17 protein-coding genes are annotated in these 19,852 nt (G+C 50.9%); 13 read left to right on the top strand and 4 right to left on the bottom strand.

Annotated elements, in window-relative coordinates:
* Positions 1-24: 24 nt before the first annotated feature.
* Positions 25-2,106, bottom strand: a complete 2,082-nt coding sequence (cooS, locus tag BHK98_RS05500; protein ID WP_075712556.1) for an anaerobic carbon-monoxide dehydrogenase catalytic subunit — start codon at positions 2,104-2,106, stop codon at positions 25-27.
* A gap of 224 nt (positions 2,107-2,330) precedes the next feature.
* The gene (locus BHK98_RS05495) at positions 2,331-3,227 is read right to left on the bottom strand and encodes a LysR family transcriptional regulator (RefSeq protein WP_075712555.1); all 897 of its coding nucleotides are present in this window, start codon (positions 3,225-3,227) and stop codon (positions 2,331-2,333) included.
* Positions 3,228-3,377: 150 nt separating this feature from the next.
* On the opposite strand from BHK98_RS05495, the gene BHK98_RS13345 reads away from it, so the two are divergent.
* From BHK98_RS13345 to BHK98_RS05460, 7 genes are all read left to right on the top strand, one after another.
* Positions 3,378-3,881 (top strand): flavodoxin, encoded by a 504-nt coding sequence (locus tag BHK98_RS13345; RefSeq protein ID WP_075712554.1) that lies wholly within the window; start codon positions 3,378-3,380, stop codon positions 3,879-3,881.
* Between the two features lie 18 nt (positions 3,882-3,899).
* Positions 3,900-4,229 (top strand): carboxymuconolactone decarboxylase family protein, encoded by a 330-nt coding sequence (locus BHK98_RS13340; RefSeq protein ID WP_075712553.1) that lies wholly within the window; start codon positions 3,900-3,902, stop codon positions 4,227-4,229.
* On the top strand, positions 4,226-4,666 hold the full coding sequence (locus tag BHK98_RS13335) for a cupin domain-containing protein (RefSeq protein ID WP_075712552.1): 441 nt from the start codon (positions 4,226-4,228) through the stop codon (positions 4,664-4,666). Before BHK98_RS13340 ends, BHK98_RS13335 begins: the two co-directional genes overlap by 4 nt.
* 2 nt (positions 4,667-4,668) lie before the next feature.
* Positions 4,669-5,838 (top strand): iron-containing alcohol dehydrogenase, encoded by a 1,170-nt coding sequence (locus BHK98_RS05475; RefSeq protein WP_075712551.1) that lies wholly within the window; start codon positions 4,669-4,671, stop codon positions 5,836-5,838.
* Positions 5,839-6,315: 477 nt separating this feature from the next.
* Positions 6,316-7,692, top strand: coding sequence for a radical SAM/SPASM domain-containing protein (locus BHK98_RS05470; protein WP_075712550.1), 1,377 nt, complete (start codon positions 6,316-6,318; stop codon positions 7,690-7,692).
* 151 nt (positions 7,693-7,843) lie between these two features.
* Positions 7,844-8,986 (top strand): betaine/proline/choline family ABC transporter ATP-binding protein, encoded by a 1,143-nt coding sequence (locus BHK98_RS05465; RefSeq protein ID WP_075712549.1) that lies wholly within the window; start codon positions 7,844-7,846, stop codon positions 8,984-8,986.
* Entirely contained in the window at positions 8,979-10,556 is a 1,578-nt protein-coding gene (locus tag BHK98_RS05460; protein WP_075712548.1) for an ABC transporter permease/substrate-binding protein, read from the top strand. Before BHK98_RS05465 ends, BHK98_RS05460 begins: the two co-directional genes overlap by 8 nt.
* Before the next feature lie 148 nt (positions 10,557-10,704).
* On the opposite strand, the gene BHK98_RS05455 is transcribed toward BHK98_RS05460, so the two are convergent.
* Complete coding sequence (locus BHK98_RS05455; RefSeq protein ID WP_075712547.1) at positions 10,705-12,432, bottom strand: BglG family transcription antiterminator; 1,728 nt, start codon at positions 12,430-12,432, stop codon at positions 10,705-10,707.
* Positions 12,429-12,668, bottom strand: coding sequence for an HTH domain-containing protein (locus tag BHK98_RS14060; RefSeq protein WP_075712546.1), 240 nt, complete (start codon positions 12,666-12,668; stop codon positions 12,429-12,431). Before BHK98_RS14060 ends, BHK98_RS05455 begins: the two co-directional genes overlap by 4 nt.
* 391 nt (positions 12,669-13,059) lie before the next feature.
* On the opposite strand from BHK98_RS14060, the gene BHK98_RS05445 reads away from it, so the two are divergent.
* The 6 genes from BHK98_RS05445 (at position 13,060) to BHK98_RS05420 (ending at position 19,666) form a co-directional block, all read left to right on the top strand.
* Positions 13,060-14,172, top strand: a complete 1,113-nt coding sequence (locus BHK98_RS05445) for a C4-dicarboxylate TRAP transporter substrate-binding protein (RefSeq protein WP_075712545.1) — start codon at positions 13,060-13,062, stop codon at positions 14,170-14,172.
* Positions 14,173-14,187: 15 nt separating this feature from the next.
* A complete protein-coding gene (locus BHK98_RS05440; protein WP_075712544.1) occupies positions 14,188-14,775 on the top strand; it encodes a TRAP transporter small permease subunit in 588 nt (195 codons plus the stop codon).
* Positions 14,772-16,082, top strand: coding sequence for a TRAP transporter large permease (locus tag BHK98_RS05435; protein WP_075712543.1), 1,311 nt, complete (start codon positions 14,772-14,774; stop codon positions 16,080-16,082). Before BHK98_RS05440 ends, BHK98_RS05435 begins: the two co-directional genes overlap by 4 nt.
* Positions 16,083-16,686: 604 nt before the next feature.
* Positions 16,687-17,301 (top strand): 4Fe-4S binding protein, encoded by a 615-nt coding sequence (locus BHK98_RS05430; protein ID WP_342718753.1) that lies wholly within the window; start codon positions 16,687-16,689, stop codon positions 17,299-17,301.
* Between the two features lie 5 nt (positions 17,302-17,306).
* Positions 17,307-18,845, top strand: coding sequence for an ABC transporter permease/substrate-binding protein (locus tag BHK98_RS05425; protein WP_075715000.1), 1,539 nt, complete (start codon positions 17,307-17,309; stop codon positions 18,843-18,845).
* 74 nt (positions 18,846-18,919) lie between these two features.
* Entirely contained in the window at positions 18,920-19,666 is a 747-nt protein-coding gene (locus tag BHK98_RS05420; protein WP_075712542.1) for an ATP-binding cassette domain-containing protein, read from the top strand.
* Positions 19,667-19,852 lie beyond the last annotated feature (186 nt).

Here is a 19,852-nt window from a genome sequence, read left to right as displayed (position 1 = left end):
ACTTTCTTTTGTTCATGATGCGATTTATTCGAGAGTTTCCGGTGTGGACCAGCCGAGGAGTTTTCGCTTTTCCAGCATGTCGGATACGATTTGTTCGCCGAGAGCGGCAGGATCCACATTGACGATCATGGAAGAGCCCAGTGTTGTCTTTGTCTCCTCCTTGAGAAAATGAATTACGTTGGCGGAGCCGTGGATCTGCGCCTCCACGCAGTGATAGGAGCTGATCCCCATCAGACGGAATCCCAGCGCGGCGTCAATTCCTTTCTCATTGCCCCATTCCGGCGACGAGAAGGCGAAGGGCAGGTCGCGCAGAGGAGTCTCGAGTTCTCCTGCAATCCCCGCGAATATCCCGGAAGAGCGGGCGTTGTCGATACATTCTCCGACGTGCCACACGGGAGGTAGATCCGGCTTCAGGAATTCGCTGAGTGTGCTGCCGGCAAGTTTTCGGGCGTCTTTCCGGCAGTATCCCAGTTTCATCAGCGGATATGAGGCGCAGCCGTTGGTGAGAATCAGAACATTGTGCTTCAGCAGAGTTTCTGCGACTTCGACGATGTCTCTCTCATAAGGAACCTTAGTGTTGCTGCATCCCACCATGTTGACGATTCCCAGGATCCGTCCGTCCTTCAGAGCCTGTGCCAGAGGACGCATAGAGCCGAAACGGCGGTGGATATATTCCACGGAAAAGCCGACCTCAGCTTCGATTTCCTGCTCCGGAATATGGCGCGGAACGTTTTTTCTGTTCCGAAAGCTTTCTATGGCACGGTCCACAATTTCACCGGCAATTGCTTCGGTCTCTCCTATGTTGGAATGATGGTGATCGTAGGCGATGTGCTCTGCCCCGGGAAGACGTGCGGAATCGCTGGTTGTAACGACCCGGGTGCGGAAGCAGTCTGCCACGTCCATGATGGCGGGAAACACGTCCTGCACGTCCGCGACCCACAGATCCAGAGCTCCTGTGGCCAGTACAAGCTCTGCCGTTACCGCGTTGGACAGCGGAATCACGCCGCCGTAACGATACATGGCGGCCAGACCGCTGCAGCAGATTCCGTAGAACCGGATGCCCCTGGCTCCGGCTTCCCGGGCTTTCGCCTGATATTCTTCACTTTGTCCCGCAGCGACGATGGCGCTGACCAGCGTAGGCAGATGGCCGTGAACCGCGATATTTACAAAGCCTTCCTTCAGTGCGCCCACATTGGTCATGGAGGTGACGCGGTCGCCGACGCCGAACAGGCAGTCTGTGGCGATGCCGGAGGCGAGAACAGTGCTGAAGGTGAAGGCGAGACCGCAGCGCAGAAACTGCTGCATGACGTTTCTCCAGTCGCCGTCTACACCGCAGCCGGTGCGGTGATAAGCCTCTGCGATTTCGTGGTAGGCGCTGACCGGAAGGATGTCCAGGCCTTTCCAGATCCTTTGTCGTTCGGGCGGGGCGCAGGCGGAGATGGTCTGATACGCCTCCGGTTCTGTGCGGGAAAGGTCCTGCAGCAGAATGTCAGCCAGATCCTCTGCAATCTTTCGGGTCGGGCGGCGGTATGTCTTTATTCCGAAGGCGGCCGCGGTATCCCGGATTTTCTGTTTTCCGATTAACGGGAAATCCAGTTTCCCCTGCGCCGCCCATTTCAGGCTTAGGATTACTTCCCGCGCGTGGATGCCGTGCTGCGCCACGCCGGCGGCCGCAGACCGCAGGAGATTTCGGGCGACAATGAGATCGGCGTCCGCACCGCAGACGCCGCGCGGACTTTTCTCTGTGATTCGGCAGGGGCCCATGTTGCAGACCTTGCAGCAGGTTCCCGCTAGCCCGAACGTACAGTGCGGCTTCTGCAGATCGAACCGGTCGAAGGGAGTCTCGATGCCTTTTTCACCGGCATAGGACAAAAGATCCCGGACTGCGGGATCGGGCGTTTTTTCCTGAACCTCCTGACGTGAGGGGAAAGTCTTCCGGTATGCGGCGACAGCCTGCCGGTAATCGGATGTGAATTCCGCTTCAGTCGGAGCAGGACGGCCGTCACCGTCTGTCTTATGATTGTGAGCCGGCGCGATAACCGTGGGGATGCCGTGTTCGTCGAAGCCGATCAGTGCGCGATGTGTATGAAAGAGCTCTTTTGCCATTCCGTAACCTCCGGTTTCAAAACTGGAATAAACCTATTAACTTAGTAGATTATTTGATGCTCTGATTATATCAGACGGAGGGAAGGATATCTAATATTTAAATCTGATTGAAGGTAAAAGGAAAAGTATATAGCGGGAGACTGCGGCGGCGTGCCGGCCTTACGGACACGGCCGCGAATGAACGACAAACTGCAGCGTCGCGGCGGCGCGTATGAACCGTAAATTCAGTCTTCCGGATAAAGCGCCGCGGCGGCGTCCACGAACCGGAGCACATCGTCGGGAGCGTTCAGACTGTACAGCAGACCGTAGGGGATGCTGTATTCCCAGGCGACGGGGATGGATTTCAGTCCGGGATGTACATTCTGCCAGCATTCTATGGTGAGCAGCACATTTCCGGTTTCCGCACAGCGGTTAAATACGGAGAGGTCATAAAACGGAGACGTATCCTCGATGTGGATTTCTGGATGGTTGGTTTCGAGGTCGTTGCGGATAAAGTCATTGGTGCCCGAATCTCCACGGGGTACCATCATCAGCGTTTCCCCGTACAGATCCTCAACAGTGATCTGTGTCCGGGAGGCGAGCCGGTGCTCCCGGGACACGGCGACCATTTTTTTGTAGCGTCCGAGAGGCTGAAAGCTGCAGAGGGACATCCATGTCCTCGAGTCGCAGACGCCGATCAGAAAATCAAATTTTCCGCCCAGCCGGTCGATTTCCGAGAGGATTCCGTTGTGGTCGTCCTCAAAGGGAACCAGGTGCAGCTTGTAATCGGGAAAATCTTTGTTGACGCGATACCAGAGATCCATGAAAGGCTTTGCCGGATTCAGCAGGGAGGTTCCGACGCAGAATGTGGTGTCCCGGGCGCGTGTCGCCGCCATCGCCTCCTCGACGGATTTGCGGGAATAATCGATCAGAAATTTCGCGTTTCGGTATATGATACGGCCGGCTTCGGTCAGGTGCGCGCCGGCAGGACTCCGCTCGATCAGTTTCAGGTCCAGATGCTTTTCCAGTGCGTTCATCTGTTTCATGACGGCGGTCGGGGAAATATACAGCCGGTCCGCGGCTCTGGTGAAGCTGCCGGAATCCGCGACAGCGAGGAATGTATCTAAAAGCGGATTATACATAATGAACCTCCTGCGTGATGAAAAAGGGCGTTTTAGACCTGCTAACCTATATGAGTATAAACGTATAGTTTATACTATGGTAACATTTCGGAGATTCCCTGTCAATCAGAATCGTGATACAGTGAGGGTGCAAAGAAAGGAGCAAAGCATATGGGAAAAGCACTGATTGCGTTTTATTCAAGAGCAGACGAAAATTATTTAAACGGAAGGATTCAGAAGCTGAAAACCGGGAACACCGAGGTGGCAGCCGGAATTCTGCAGAAGCTCACGGGAGCGGACTTGTTCAGGATTGAACAGAAGCAGCCTTACCCGGAAGATTACAACGAGTGTATTGAGCAGGCGCGGCGGGATCAGGAGGAGGACGCCCGGCCGGAGCTGTCGGAGTGGCCGGAGAGCATCAGCGGTTATGACGTGATTTATCTGGGATATCCGAATTACTGGAGCACCATGCCGATGGCAGTGTTCACCTTTCTGGAGCATTTCGATTTCGGCGGAAAGACGATAAAGCCGTTCTGCACCCATGAAGGCAGCGGAATGGGAAGAAGTCTCCGCGATATAAAGAAGCTCTGCCCGACTGCGGAAGTAGAGGACGGCCTGGCGATCCGGGGCGGCGATGCGAAGAATGCGGAAGATGTATTCCGCGAATGGATTTGAAGGAGGGAGGACAAAATTATGGCAGTGAAGCAGACGGCAGGACGGGATGCTTTGGGGGAATTCGCTCCGGAGTTTGCTCATTTCAATGATGACATCCTGTTCGGAGAAAACTGGAACAATGAGGATATCGACCTGAAGACCAGAAGCCTGATTACAGTGACTGCACTGATCGCACAGGGAATGACCGACAGCAGTCTGAAGTTCCATATCCTGAACGCGAAAAATTATGGAGTGAGCCGAAAGGAGATGGCCGCAGTCATCACCCATGTGGCGTTTTATGCGGGATGGCCGAAGGCGTGGGCGGCGTTCCGTCTGGCAAAGGAAGTTTATGAAGGAGAGGCAGAATGAAGTATACGGAAAAAGAGGCGTTTGACAAAGTGAACATGTTTGGCAGAGGAGAGCCGAACGATGCGTTTGCGGAATATTTTACAGGTCACAGCTTTCTTAATCCCCTGACAAAACCCGGGGAGACGCCTGTTTTCCTGGCGAATGTGACCTTTGAACCGGGCTGCCGCAACAACTGGCACGTTCATCATGCAAAGAGCGGAGGCGGACAGATCCTGATCTGCACAGCGGGAGAGGGCTGGTACCGGGAGGAAGGACGTCCGGCGATCCCGCTGAAGGCCGGAACCGTCATTACAATCCCGGCGGAGGTGAAGCACTGGCACGGTGCGAAGGAGGACAGCTGGTTCTCCCATATCGCAGTGGAGGTCCCGGGAGAAGAAACAGAAACAGAATGGTTGGAACCGGTGACAGACCGGGAATATGACGAACTGGAGGGATAAAAATGTTTGGCAATTTCACATACTGCAATCCGACGAAACTCTATTTCGGAGAGGATTCACTGAACAATCTGAAAACTGAACTGCAGAAGTATGGAAACAACGTGGTTCTTGTGTACGGCGGAGGATCGATCAGGAAGAACGGGATTTATGACGACGTGCTCCGCATTCTGACAGAGAGCGGAAAAAATGTCGCAGAGATCAGCGGCGTCATGCCGAATCCCACGCTGTCCAAATTGCGCGCGGGGATTGAAATCGCGCGGGAGCATCAGGCCGATCTTCTGCTCGCTGTCGGCGGCGGGTCCGTCTGCGATTACTCCAAGGCGGTTTCCGTTTCAGTGAACTGTGAGGAGGATCCGTGGGAAAAGTATTTTGTACGCTTTGAGGAGCCTGAATGCCGTCTCGTCCCGGTAGGGTGCGTACTGACCATGGTCGGGACCGGATCTGAAATGAACGCCGGCTCCGTGATTACAAACGAGGAGACAAAACAGAAAATCGGGCATGTTTTCGCGAGCGAGAATGTGATGCCGAGGTTCACTGTGCTGAATCCGAGATATACGATGACGTTGCCTGAGTATCAGATGGTCGCAGGGATTTATGATATCTTCAATCACATCTGTGAACAGTACTTTTCCGGAGAGGATGACAATACCAGCGACTATATCAGCGAAGGTCTGATGCGCTCTGTGATTCATTCGAGCCGCGCTGCGGTGAAGGATCCGCAGAATTATGAAGCCAGAAGTAATCTCATGTGGACCGCGACATGGGCGCTGAACACACTGATTGCAAAAGGGAAAACGACGGACTGGATGGTGCATATGCTGGGTCAGGCGGCAGGCGGCTACACCGGAGCGACTCACGGGATGACTCTGGCGGCGGTTTCTCTTCCGTATTACCGGTATATCATGCCTTATGGATTGGCTAAATTCGCGAGATTCGCGGAGAACGTCTGGGATATCGCGCCGGCAGGGAAGACGCAGGAACAAATTGCTGCGGAGGGCCTTGCGGCGATGGAAGACTGGATGAAGGAAATCGGCGTCGTGATGAAGCTTTCTGAGCTTGGCGTCAGTGAGGATATGCTGGAGGAACTGGCGGATCGGACGATTCCGCTGAAGGGCGGCTACAAAGAACTCAGCCGTGATGAAATTATCCGCGTTTTCAGGGAAAGTCTGTAGCGCCGGGATACACAGACCTGACTGAGCTGAGGGCTGCGCTTGAAGAACAGCAGCTCTGGCTGAGCACGCGTCATATATTACGCCATCGCATTCCACGTTCATACGGCGTGGAATGCTTTTTGTTTGCTGCTTTTTGTGCACATGGGGTTCCCGAGCGCCGAATACAGTCGGAGGATCGATACTCGTGGAGAATGACAAAGCATGCGTCCATGGCTGAACCGAATACAGCGGAGGCCCGATGCTCCCGGAGCACGCCTTGGTTAATTTCTTTTTGACATTGAAATTGCAACGTTTTCTGGATATAAAAGGACAGCAGCCTGAACAGATTGAAAATAGTGTCGTTTGAAAAAATCACGATATACCGTATAATAAAAGCATAGTAACCGTTTTTTTAATATGCTGATACATTTATGTTTTGATAGCTGACATTTCAAAAACATTCGATTGCTGAGTACGCATCAGGGAGAGGAGGAAAACATGGCATCAATTGCTCATGCGGCGGAGAAAAAGGCCTTTGAGGTCGCATTAAATCGTGTAATGAAAAAATCAAAGAACGCCCGTGAAGAGGGTTTTGTCGGCGTTGTGAATGCGATGGAGAAGCTTCTCGGGAACACGTGGCCGCCGGAAGCGTTTGACCGACTCAGAACGGCGCTCGGCAAGGATGGGAAATGGACAGACTTTTTCTGCCGGCTGCTGGACACGCGCGATACGGAATTTCTGAAGGGGATTTTTCTGTCCTTCGGATACGAAGGAGCGCTGTCCGGCTATCGGCAGAGCCAGAAGACCGGAGAAAAGCTGGGCGTTCCGATTCCGTGGGTCATTCTCTTCGATCCGACCAGTGCGTGCAATATGCACTGCACCGGCTGCTGGGCGGCGGAATACGAGCATACGCTGAACCTCAGCTATGAGGATATGGACAGCATTATTACGCAGGGAAAGGAACTCGGGATTCATGAATACGCCATGACCGGTGGGGAACCGCTGATTCGGCGGGACGATATCATTCGTCTGGCAGAAAAGCATTCCGACTGCGGTTTCATGATTTTCACCAACGGAACCCTGGTTGACGAACAGTTCTGTGAGGATATCCGCAGGTGCAGGAACATCATCCTGATCATGAGCATTGAAGGCTTCGAAGAGACCACCGACGCGCGCCGCGGCGCAGGAGCCTTCCGCAAGGTCACAGACGCCATGGATCTGATGAACCGGAGCGGCCTGGTCTACGGGACCTCTATTTGTTATACAAAGGAAAATATCGAGGCTGTGACCAGCGATGAATTTCTGGATTTCCTGATCAGCAAGGGCGTCCAGTTCTCCTGGTATTTCCATTATATGCCGGTGGGGCAAGATGCTGATGTCAGTCTGATGCCGACGCCGGAGCAGAGAGAATATATCTTCCGCCGAATTCGCGAGATCAGAGGCTATGAGGGCGGTAAACCCATCTGGCTCATGGATTTTCAGAATGACGGGGACAAGGTGCACGGGTGCATCGCCGGCGGCAGATGCTACTGTCATATCAATTCCAACGGAGATGTGGAACCCTGCGTGTTTATTCATTACTCGGATGCGAATATTCACAGCAAAACGCTGCTGGAATGCCTTCAGCAGCCGTTGTTCCGGGTCTACAGGAGGGAGCAGCCCTTCAGTGAAAATCTGCTCAGACCCTGCCCGATGCTGGAAAATCCGGATTATCTGCGTAAAATGATAGCGGAAACGGGCGCCCGGAGCACGGATCTGATGAGTCCGGAGAGCGCGGAGCACCTGTGCGGAAAATGCGACGCCTATGCCGAGGCGTGGGAGCCTGTGGCCGGAAAACTCTGGAAAGAGGAGCACAGGCCTGCTTCAGAGAAGTAATCCGCGGGATCCGGGGACCCCGGGATTTCACAGAAACAACACGGGTTCACGTAAAGCACAAATTTCTGTGCTATAATTTTATTTGATAAGTGTGTATAAATTAAGCCATTACTTTAGCTGATGAGTCACAACCTGATAAGGAGATGAGAGCATGATTCAACTGATTGAGGTCACAAAGGCCTTCAAAAACAACGTGGTCCTGGACAGAATTTCCATGGATTTTCACGACGGTGAGCTGACAGTGCTGATCGGACCCAGCGGCTGCGGAAAAACAACGACATTGAAAATGATCAACCGGCTGCTTCCCGCCAGCAGCGGCAAAATCATCATCGATGGTCAGAATATCGAATCCATCGACAAGGTGAAGCTGCGCCGGAACATGGGATATGTAATACAGCAGGGCGGCCTTTTTCCGCATATGACAATACGTCAGAACATTGAAATCATCGAGAAGCTGGAAGGAAAGGATGAATATCAGATCCTGAAAAACACGGAGAAGCTTATGGAGATGGTGGATATGGATCCGGGAGAGTTTCTGGACCGGTACCCCACCGAACTGTCCGGCGGACAGCAGCAGCGGATCGGTGTAATCCGCGCGCTTGCCAACGATCCGGAGTACGTGCTTCTGGACGAACCTTTTTCCGCGCTGGATCCGCTGACGAGAAGCTCTCTGCAGGATGAGCTGACGGAACTGCACCGGAAGATGGGAAAGACGATGATCTTTGTCACACACGACATGGACGAGGCGATTAAGATTGCGGACCGGATATGCATCATGAAGGACGGTCATATCCTGCAGTATGATACGCCGGAGGAAATACTGCGCCGTCCGGCGAATGACTTTGTCGCAAACTTCGTGGGCTTTAACCGGATCTGGGATTCCCCGGAATACATCAGAGTGGAGGATTTCATGATCCGCGAGCCGGTCACCTGCGACGCGGAGCTTACCGCCAAACGGTGCATCACCAAGCTGACAATGCGTCATGTGGATACTCTGCTGGTCACCGGGGCGGAAGACCGGCTGCTGGGAATCATCAACCGGAAATCCCTGTATTCCAATCGCCAGCCGGAGAAACCCGCCAGGGAGATTATGCTGCCGGTGAAATACACGGCGCATCCGGAGGACAGCATTCTGGACGTGCTGAAGATGATCGATCAGACGGATGTCAGCAACGTCCCGGTCGTGGACGATCTGGGAAGGCTTGTGGGATTGCTGACCAACAGCAATCTTGTTTCCACACTGAGCCGTCAGTATCTGGAGGAACCGGCGGAGGAGGTGCTGAAAAATGATTAAGATGTTTGTGTATTTCGGGGAGCATTCGTCACAGATCTGGAAGCTGACGCTGGAGCATATTGAAATGACTGCGATTGCGGTGTGCATTGCGATTCTGATCGGTGTTCCGCTGGGAATTCTGATCAGTTATGTGCGTAAGCTGGACAAGCCGGTGATCGGCGCCGCCAATGTGGTGCAGGCGATTCCGAGCATGGCGCTGCTGGGCCTCGGTATTCCGCTGCTGGGAATCGGCGTTCTGCCGGCTGTCGTGATGGTGATTATTTACTCGCTGCTTCCGATTGTCAAGAATACCTATACGGGAATTTCCGGAATTGATCCGCAGATGGTGGAGGCGGCGAACGGAATCGGACTGACGCCGAAGCAGGTTCTCACCAGGGTCAAGATTCCTATGGCGCTGCCTGTAATCATGGCCGGTGTGCGGATTTCGGCCGTCACCGCAGTGGGCCTGATGACCATGGCGGCGTTTATCGGAGCCGGAGGTCTCGGATATCTGGTCTTCGCGGGAATCCGGACAACCAACAACTACCAGATTCTCGCGGGTGCGATTCCGGCCTGTATCCTGGCGCTGCTGGTGGATTTCCTGATGGGGCTGGTGGAAAAACTCGTGACGCCTATAAGCCTGCAGAAAACCGGAGGACTTTCCAGGAAACAGATGAAGCGGAAACGCAGGAGAGAGAAGTTTACGCTTGCGACCGCACTGATTATTATCTGTGCCATAATCGCCGGCGGAGCCATTAATAATATGGTTTCGGAGCGGGACAAAGAAATTACGATCGGAGGAAAGGATTTCACTGAACAGTTTATTCTGGTGAACCTCTATTCCGACTACATCGAGGCGCATACGGATATCAACTGCGTCCGGAAGGAGAATCTGGGCGGAAGTCAGGTCTGCTACGAGGCCTTGAAAAAAGGAGAGATCGACATGTACGTCGACTATACCGGGACGCTGTACGGAAGTGTTTTGAAGCATGACGGCACTGACGACATGGAGGGCGTGTACAATACCTGTGTCAGGGAAATGAAGAAACAGAACATTACGCTGACCAGACAGTGCGGCTTCAATAACACGTATACCCTGGCAGTGAGTCAGCAGATCGCGAAAAAGTATAATCTGGAGACAATTGAGGATCTGGCGGAGAAATCGTCACAGCTGCATCTCGGCTGCTCTCTGGAATTCCAGAACCGCCATGACTGCATGGACGCGCTGAAAAAGGCTTATCCGGGTCTGAAGTTCAGGAAGATTTCGGCGATGGACGGCTCTCCGAGGTTTGTCGCGCTGGATAACAAAGAGGTCGATGTGATCGACGCCTTTGCGACGGACGGAATGCTGCTGAAATACAATCTGAAAGTCCTGAAGGATGAAGATCATGTGTTCCCGCCGTACTACGCCGTTCCGTGCTTCAGCTCCGATACGCTGAAGAAATATCCGGAACTGAGAGAGGTTGTGGATAAACTCGCGCCGAAGCTGACAGACGAGGTGATGATGAAGCTGAATTATCAGGTGGACGTCAAGGGCCGGGAGCCGAAGGATGTCGCCAGAGAATACCTGCAGCAGGAGAAACTGATTTAGGCAATATGAGCGATATGAACTGAAGAATTGCTCGAAAAACGGGGCTGCCGCATTGCGGCAGCCCCGTTCTGTGCAGCGATTGACGGAACCGTGCCGCCGCTTTGTTCTCGTTGCGGATGATCACGATGGCCTTCAGCGATTATCAGCTTCAGACTGCTGTATCGCTGTTCTGGTATGTTTCAATAAGCCTGATAAATTCTGCTTTATTTTTTGTTTCACTATATTCCGTGCAGCTTCGCATCTGCTGATAAAAAAGCTGGCACATTTTAGGAATGAACTCCATTTCATTCCGTGAAAAACATCCGCCTATTATCAAACTTACTTTATTCTTTCCCCAGAGGCAGGCGTTGTCCAGACGAATGACAGAGAGGCGTGTCTCTTGTGAAGGAATAAGTGAGTAAACAAAGACGATTCCCTTCAGAACGGAATATGTCGTATACCGTTCCTGCATCGTAAATTCATTGAAAAGGATCTGCTGCTCCTCTTTTGTACCGGAAAGACGGCAGGCCAGCAGATGAAGCATATCATCTGTTGAGCTGAACTGGGTTTCCTGAAGCCAGTCTGCCTGAGAAATCAATTTACGAATTGCTTCGTTGTCCTGATTGGCTTTCTTGTACAATATATGATGACTCAGATAGTGTGAAATTTCGCGTCTGTCCTGAGCGTTGAGCCGGAAAGTAATCTGCAGGGTATCCATATCGGGAATTTTTACCGGATCCAGCATGGCTGTAATAAGCAGCAGATCGACATTGCTGAAATCATAAGATAATTTTTCGTTGATTGTAATTACATCTGTAACGTATAAACGAGACCCGAAAGCAGATTCTATCTTTTGTTTAAGAAGCCAGGAGGTAGGATAATCCATATGGCAGGCTATCACGGTTCTTAATCTTTTATCCATTGAATCTCTGATGTGACGAAGGAATACCCCGGAGATCAGACTTGCGAGCTGAATGATTTCTGTTTCAACAAGAAAACGATGCAGATATTTCTTTGCGATATTTTGAAAGAGCCGTGCAAATGGAACGGAAATAATGTATTCCCGGCGCAATTCTTCAGGCGTGAGCTGTGTGTTAGAGGCAGCTCCTGACTTTATGTCAGAGAAATACTGAATCAGAATCATGTAAAATTCGCGGTCTGTAGAAAAATCAAGCTTGAAATATTCTCGAATCTGACGCAGATAATTACTTGCGGCATTTATACTGGCTGTGTCGTATGTGGTTGTTCCGGTGGAACGGTAATGGGGATCCAGATAAAACAAATTGCTGCGGATCTGCTGATAGAGTGCATCATATTCTTCTGCGTTAAACAGAAAAGAATAATGGCTTTCCAGAGCCCCCAAAATTTCACGTACTGCACGGTATACCGCAATATCTGCCTTAACGACAGCGGAGGCCTGAGGCAGAAAATGCCCGTGCATTACGCGATGGTATGCAATCACAACAGAAAGAATCAGTGAAATTACGCCGGCGTCCTGCATCCGCAAACCGTATTTTTTCAGCGCAGCGCGTACTGCGTTAATGGCGAGTTCGCTTGTTTCTGAATCAAAGATCTCATCGGAATAGAGTGCGCTTCCGATTCCGTGATAATTCCACAGACTGAGCATATGCAGATTCAGAACTTTTCTGCGTTTGAGTTCGTCTTCTTCGAAAGCGAAGGAGCCTCGAGTGTGTATGATTTTTATATAGGGCTCCCGTTTGGAGTATAAGTCAGAGATTTTATCCAATGCGAGTTCGAGGCTTGAATGGCTGATGTGCATTTCTTCTTCGATATCGATAAAGGTGAGGGGCTGATCGGATGAGCACATTTTTACAGTAAGGTATAACTGACGGTATTCCGGAAATTCGAACGTACCCGGAAGCGCAGTGAATTTCATGAGGCATCGGGCGATGTGGACGAATCAAGATTTAAAACATATCCGTGGTATTCGGGAGTCGTTATTTTCGCGTTTATTTCGCTGATTCTCTCGTTAATTCTACGAATATCGCTGCGGACAGTACGGTCGGATATATTCATATACTTTGCCAGTTGTGCACCGGTCAGCGGGACGTTACTGTTTATAAGGAAATTCAAAATCTTTTTTTGTCGTATTGACAGTTCTCTATCGCTCATAATAAATACCTCGCAAAAGGAAATATGATAAGGTGAAGTTAACTGGTTTTATTATATAAATATTTATTTTCGTGAGCAATAGACTTGAAGAACTCCAGCGTTTTTAATTTTTTTCCTAATTGTCAAGGAAAAAATAACAAAATACATCACGCGCGCGACCGCACATTTCTGCTGAAGCACATAGAAGCATATATCAAAAGGAAATTCTTTTTTACAAAAAAGACAGTTGAAAACAGATGATAAAGTGTATTTTACTGGCTATCGAATGAAAATAACGTTTCCTTGTCGGGACGGAAAAAGATAAATTGCGCGCCGGCACTTATTAGAATAGTATGAAAACAATATACGAGTTATCCAAAGTTTCAGGAAGAAATGCGAGGTGAGAATTTTGATGAAGAAGTTGCTATCTGTTGTATGCTGTGTTGCATTGACCGTAACCATGCTGACAGCATGCGGCAGCGGCTCTGGGGAAAACGCCGGGAATGTTTCTGGCAGCAATTATCCGAAAATGACGATTGTTTGTGCAGGGTTAGATCGGGCGGACACCGCAAAGGCACATGATCTGGAAATTTTTATGAACCTTGTCACAAAGAAATCCGGCGGACAGATTACGTTCAAAAAGTACTGGAATGCTTCGCTGGGTAAAGCGCCGACAAATCTGGACATTATTCGTAACGGTATCGCGGATGTCGGTACAGTATGTACTTTGTACACTCCGAGTCAGCTTCCGCTGTCACAGATAACCTATTGCGTTCCCTTTGCACCGGATGACCCTACATTGGCTGCGCAGCTCATGTATGAGGTTGCAAAAAAGCATCCGGAGTTTTACAGAGAATACGAGAAGAACAACGTCGTAAATGTAGCGTGGAAAGGAAATGAACCGTACAAGCTGTATTCAAAAAAACCGATTACATCGATTGATCAGCTGAAGGGAACAAAGATTACCATGGGCGGCGTTTACTACATTCCATGGTTCCAGAGTATCGGAACTGTTCCGGTGACGGCGGCCGCATCGGAGCTTTACCAGACGGTCAAAACAGGTGTGGCCAAGGGCTCCTTTGTTTATGACAGTATATTTTGCGATTTCAAACTGTACGAGGTCATGAAGTATGATTACCGTATTTCCCTCGGGGCGAGAAACTGCGATACGATCTGCTTCAACAAAGACCGCTGGGACTCTTTTGACAAAAATACCCAGAAGCTGATGCGTGATTGTGCCACAGAAGCGATGAATGAGTTTCAGGACTGGCAGGACAAAGAAATGGTCGGCTGGGAAAAAGAAATGAAGACAAACGGCGTGAAATTCACGGATATTACGACGTCGGACAAAAGGAAATTCGCAAAGAAAGCGTTAGATTACAATGACACTTTGGAGTCCTGGATTAAAGATGCGAATGCCGCCGGATATAACGGAAAGCAGATTATGTCCGATTACCTGAAAGGTGGAGAAAAACTGGGATATAAGTGGTCCTTCGATACGAGCAAGTATATTATTGACAAATAATTTCAGGAGGTAGAAATGTTGGAGAAGAAAACTCGTCTTTATGAGAAACCAATGCCGCTGATGAAATTCTTTTCAATAGTATGTGCGTTGGTGATGCTGTTTAATTTTGTACTGATCACATGTGATGTGTTCATGCGATTTGTTTTCAAGTCACCGATTCAGGGTGCCACAGAGATTGTTACAATGCTTATGGCATGGGTTGCGTATGCCGGACTGGCCTATACCATGTCGCAAAATCGACATATGCAGCTGGGAGCTGTATACGATAAACTGCATGGAAGGAAAAAGCATATTATGAGCTTTATTATCTATGCGATTGCGACGTTTATGTTTTGTATTTTTGTCGTTGCCTCCTGGAAAATTTTCTGGGTATCCTGGGAGATACGTGAAAAAGCCGTGGCAGCGGTTACGGTCTATGTGTTTATTGGAAAATTCGGGACTTTCGTCGGATGGACGCTGCTGGCTATTCAGTCTGCTTTTATGATGGTGTACTCGATTCAGGGTATCCGGGATCCGGAGAATGTCGAACCGATCGGTATAGTTTCGGAAATTCCGGATGAAGATGAACTTAGTGCATTCGAGAAAGAAGGTGAAAAACGATGACAGCCGGAATCACTTTTGCGATTATTGGTGTTGCTGCACTGATTATACTTGTCGTCATGGGAGTTCACATCGGCGTCGCACTGGGGGCAGTCGGGTTCTTTGGCCTTGCAGCGTGCCTCGGTCCAAGACAGGCAATTGCGATGGTTGGCCTTGTAGGCTATAACAATATTGCGACGTTTGATTATGCGGTAATTCCTTTGTTTATCATGATGGGCATGCTTGCGACCGCAGTAGGAATCAGCACACAAAGCTATGACTGTCTGGCAAAATGGCTCGGCAAAGTTCCGGGAGGACTTGGCGTGGCTACGACTTTAGGTTGTGCGGCTTTTGGAACAATGAATGGTTCACCTCTGGTTACAGCATCTGTATTCGGGAAAATTGCCGGACCGGAGATGACAAAATACGGATATGATAAATATCTGACTTACGGAATGATTTCCGCATCAGGAAATATCGGACAATTAATTCCGCCGAGTATTCTGATTGTTATCTATGGAGCGTTGTCAGGTGATTCTATCGGGAGACTGCTCATGGCAGGAATTTCTCCGGGAATTGCTCTGACTATCGGATTTTCTGCATTTACGGTCATTACTGCTATCGTCAGACCGCATCTGTTTCCAAAAGTGACCGCGAAATACAGCATGAGAGAGAAAGTACGGTCTCTGAAGGATCTGATTCCTATTGTCGTGGTAGCGATTATTATTATCGGCGGGATCTTTACGGGTGTATTCAGTTCTGCAGAAGCGGGCGCAATCGGTTGTCTGGTATTCTTCGTCTACGGATTCCTTGTCAGGGTTCCGCTGGAGAAACTGAAAACAGCTGTGATCGATACGGTTGAAAATGCGGCGATGCTGTTTCTGATCCTGGCGTGCTCCAGCATGTTCGCGAAATTTATGACAGTTTCAGGGCTTGCGGAAGCGGTGACTACTTTGGTTACGACATCTAACCTGAGCAGTGTTCTGTTCCTGTTCGGCACGGTTGTGGTGTTGTTCATTCTGGGATGCTTTATGGATGCGTATTCCAGCATCGCATTGACGATTCCTATTTTCTATCCGGCAGCAGTCGCATTGGGCATTGACCCGATCCATTTTGATATCGTTGCAATCATTGCGCTTCACATGGGAGGACTGACGCCGCCGGTAGGTCTTTGCGTCTATTCTGCGAAATCTGTAGCGCCGGATGACGTCGATGTAATGGGTATTTTCAAGGGAGCGTTTCCGTACCTGATCGTGATGATCATAATTGAAATCATATATATCTTCGTACCGAGTTTGTCTCTGGCGATTCCTAATGCGATGTTTAATTAGTGTCTGCTCATTAAGTCCCCGTCGGACTTAATGGGCGCTGACGGCAGTTTGCCAGCAGCGCTGCGGCGCACTATCCAATGGAAGGGTGCGCCGGCAGACACTGATTGATGCTTGTGCTCAGGGATTCGGCCGTTTCCGAATCCCACTGCCGCAAGGTTTTCGGATGAAACGCTTGAAAACCTTGCGGCAGGCTATCGAATATGCTCTTTGTATTATTGATATTTCAAGCATATTCGATAGCTGAGCACGCATCAATTAACGTTCATCATAGGGGGTTGCCGAGTGCGGAAAACTGTCGGTGAATGATTCTGTAAAAGAGGGCTGTGCTGAGAGGCAGATGGAAAATTTCCACTCAATGCAACAGCTCTCTTTAATTGTAATAAGCGGCAATACGAAGCGCGGAGCGAAATTCTCGCCGCGGCAGCCGGGCGGGTTCGCTGTTGCAGAGCGGATCCGCCTTTTGTTTGCGCCCGGTCTTGGGTGTTGCAATCGGGTGCGCTGGAGATTGGCAACAAAACTTGTAATAAAATTGTTGACAACATTTGCGAAATGATGTATATTACAGGTATAAACCGAATCGTCGAGCAGAAGGGAGCATAGTGACATGAGCGGAATGAATGCACGGAATTGCCTTGAAGTCTTACGGAAAATAAAGGATGTGGCGTTTGCCACCGTTGACGAAGCCGGAAAACCACAGGTGCGGATCATTGATGTGATGCTGGTGGAAGGAGAATGCCTGTATTTCTGCACCAGTCGCGGAAAGGATTTTTATCAGCAGCTGGAGCGGGACGGGAACGTGGCGGTAACTGCACTTACTCCTGAATTTCAGATGGTGAGACTGAACGGGCGGGCGCGCAGACTGGAAAATCAGAAAGAGTGGATCGACCGTATCTTTGAGGAAAATCCGTCGATGAACGATGTCTATCCCGGTGAGAGCCGTTATGTCCTGGAGCCTTTTGCGATTGACTGCGGAGAGGTGGAATTTTTCGATCTGGGCGTTACTCCCATCAGCCGGGAGAGCTTTCCGGTAGGAGGCGGTGAGGTTTCGGAAAAAGGCTTTGTGATCTCCGACGCCTGTATCGGCTGTGGCAAATGTCTCCGCGGATGTCCTCAGCAGTGTATTGAAGAAGGCACGCCGTTCCGGATCATGCAGGAGCACTGTCTTCACTGCGGGCGGTGCTTTGAGGAATGCCCGGTGCAGGCGATTCTGAGGCGGTGAGGGAAATGCTCAAGGATAAATGGAGCCTGCTGACCGAAAAATGGGATTTTTTCGGCTCACTGTTTCTGGAACACATTGAAATTTCCGCGGCGGCGATTCTGATCGCTATTGTGTTCGGCGGACTGGCCGGAATTCTCATCAGCGAATACCGCCGTACCGCAAAGCCGACGCTGTCCATCGTCAATTTCCTGTATACGATTCCGTCGATTTCTATGCTGGGGTTTCTAATCCCCTTTTCCGGCATCGGAAATGTCACCGCCGTAATCGCTCTTACGATTTATGCGCTGCTTCCGATGGTGCGGAACACATACACAGGCATGACCAATGTAGATCCCGCGATTCTGGAGGCCGCAAAAGGAATGGGAAGCACGGAGCTGCAGAGGATAATCCGGATTCAGCTGCCGCTGGCGATGCCGGTGATCATGGCGGGTATCCGGAATATGGTGACCATGACTATCGCGCTTGCCGGTATCGCGTCATTCATCGGTGCGGGCGGCCTGGGCGTTGCGATCTACCGCGGTATCACCACCAACAACGCGGCGATGACGATAAGCGGGAGCCTTCTGATCGCGGTGCTGGCGCTGGTCGTAGACTTTGTACTCGGCTTTGTGGAAAAACGGGCGGGTCTCCGGGGCAGAAGAGCAAGGCGGCAGAACCGTTTCATGGCGGTCGCAGCGGGAATCCTGACCGTATGCGTAATCTGCGCAGTTGTGGCGCCGGGGCACAAAGACAGGGTCATCCATGTTGCGACAAAGCCTATGACGGAGCAGTATATTCTTGGGGAAATGCTGAAGGCAATGATTCAGCAGGACACGGATCTGAAGGTGGAGCTGACGCAGGGAGTCGGCGGCGGAACGTCGAACATCGAGCCCGCCATGGAGAAGGGCGAGTTCGATCTTTATCCGGAATATACCGGGACCGGCTGGAATATGGTGCTGAAGAGGGACGGGCTGTATTCGGAAAAGCAGTTTGACACGCTGCGGAGCGACTACGAGAAAAATCTGAATCTGACATGGGTCGGCATGTACGGCTTCAACGATACTTTCGGAATCGCGGTCCGCAGAGAGATTGCGGAAAAATACGGGCTGAAATCCTGCTCCGATCTGAAGCGGGTCGCGTCTCAGCTGGTTCTCGGCGCAGAGTACGACTTTTTCCAGCGAAAAGACGGGTACGATATGCTTTGTAAAACCTACGGCCTGAAGTTCAGGAAAACCCGGGACATGGATATGGGACTCAAGTACCAGGCCATCAGCAACGGCAAAGTGGATATCATGCCGATTAACACCACAGACGGACAGCTGGCGAAGGCGGACGTGACCGTGCTCAGGGACGATCTGCATATGTATCCTTCCTACCGGTGCGGCAACGTGGTGCGGATGGAGACGCTGGAGAAGCATCCGGAGCTCCGCGCGGTGCTGCGTAAATTTAACGGCATTATCACAAATGAAGATATGCAGGAAATGAACTATCAGGTAGAGACTCAGAAAAAAGAGCCCGCGGCGGTGGCAAAAGCTTTTCTGAAAAAGAAGGGCCTGCTCCGGTAAAGACGACGAAGCCGACGGCGGAATGACAAAGCAGCGTGACACGCGATCGCGGCGATAGATGAAAGAGGTGCGATATGAGTACAGCAGTAGAATTCAGGCATCTCCGCAAGGTTTACGGAGATACGGTGGTGATTCCGGATTTCAGCCTGAGCATTGAAAAAGGCGAATTTGTAACCATCATCGGATCCTCCGGATGCGGCAAGACAACGGTTCTGAAAATGATTAACGGATTGTATGAGCCAAGCGGCGGAGATGTCTTTGTGAACGGAAAAAACATCCGTGATCTGGATCTGATCGCGCTCCGGAGAAGTATCGGTTACTCTATACAGGGAAGCGTACTTTTTCCTCATATGACGGTGGAACAGAATATCGCGTATGTGCCGAATCTCTGGAATCGCAGAGATCGGGAAAAGACCAGGCGGGCGGTGGATAAATGGATGGGCCTTGTCGGGCTGGACGCCGGTCTGAAGGAACGCTACCCGGCGGAGCTGTCCGGCGGTCAGCAGCAGCGGGTCGGCATTGCCAGAGCGCTGGCGGCGTCTCCGGAAATCCTTCTGATGGACGAACCCTTCGGTGCGGTGGATGCGATTACGCGAGGACAGCTTCAGAAGGAACTGAAACAGATCTATGAGAAGACAGGAATCACAGTTTTCTTTGTCACACACGACATCGACGAGGCGCTCCGGCTTGGCACCCGGATTCTGGTTATGGATCGCGGCGAGATCCAGCAATACGGTACGCCTGATGAAGTTCTTCACTCTCCGAAGACTGATTACGTGAAGATGCTGGTTGCCCGTTACAGAGACGAACCGGAGACATAAGCACGAGCCGGCGGGCCGGTGACGGAACCGCGATGGGACGGCCCGGCAACGAGACTTCGATGCGATGCGACGGGCCGGCGGCAGGATGGCCGGAGGATGCGGATTGCGGTTAATGAGCAAGCATCATATCGTAAATTGACGATTACAAATCCCCTAAAAAACCCATTGATTTGAAAATCTGCCACA

Source organism: Hornefia porci, from assembly GCF_001940235.1.
In the GTDB taxonomy this organism is placed as follows: domain Bacteria; phylum Bacillota; class Clostridia; order Peptostreptococcales; family Anaerovoracaceae; genus Aminicella; species Aminicella porci.
This window is presented reverse-complemented; position numbering and strand designations above follow the sequence as displayed.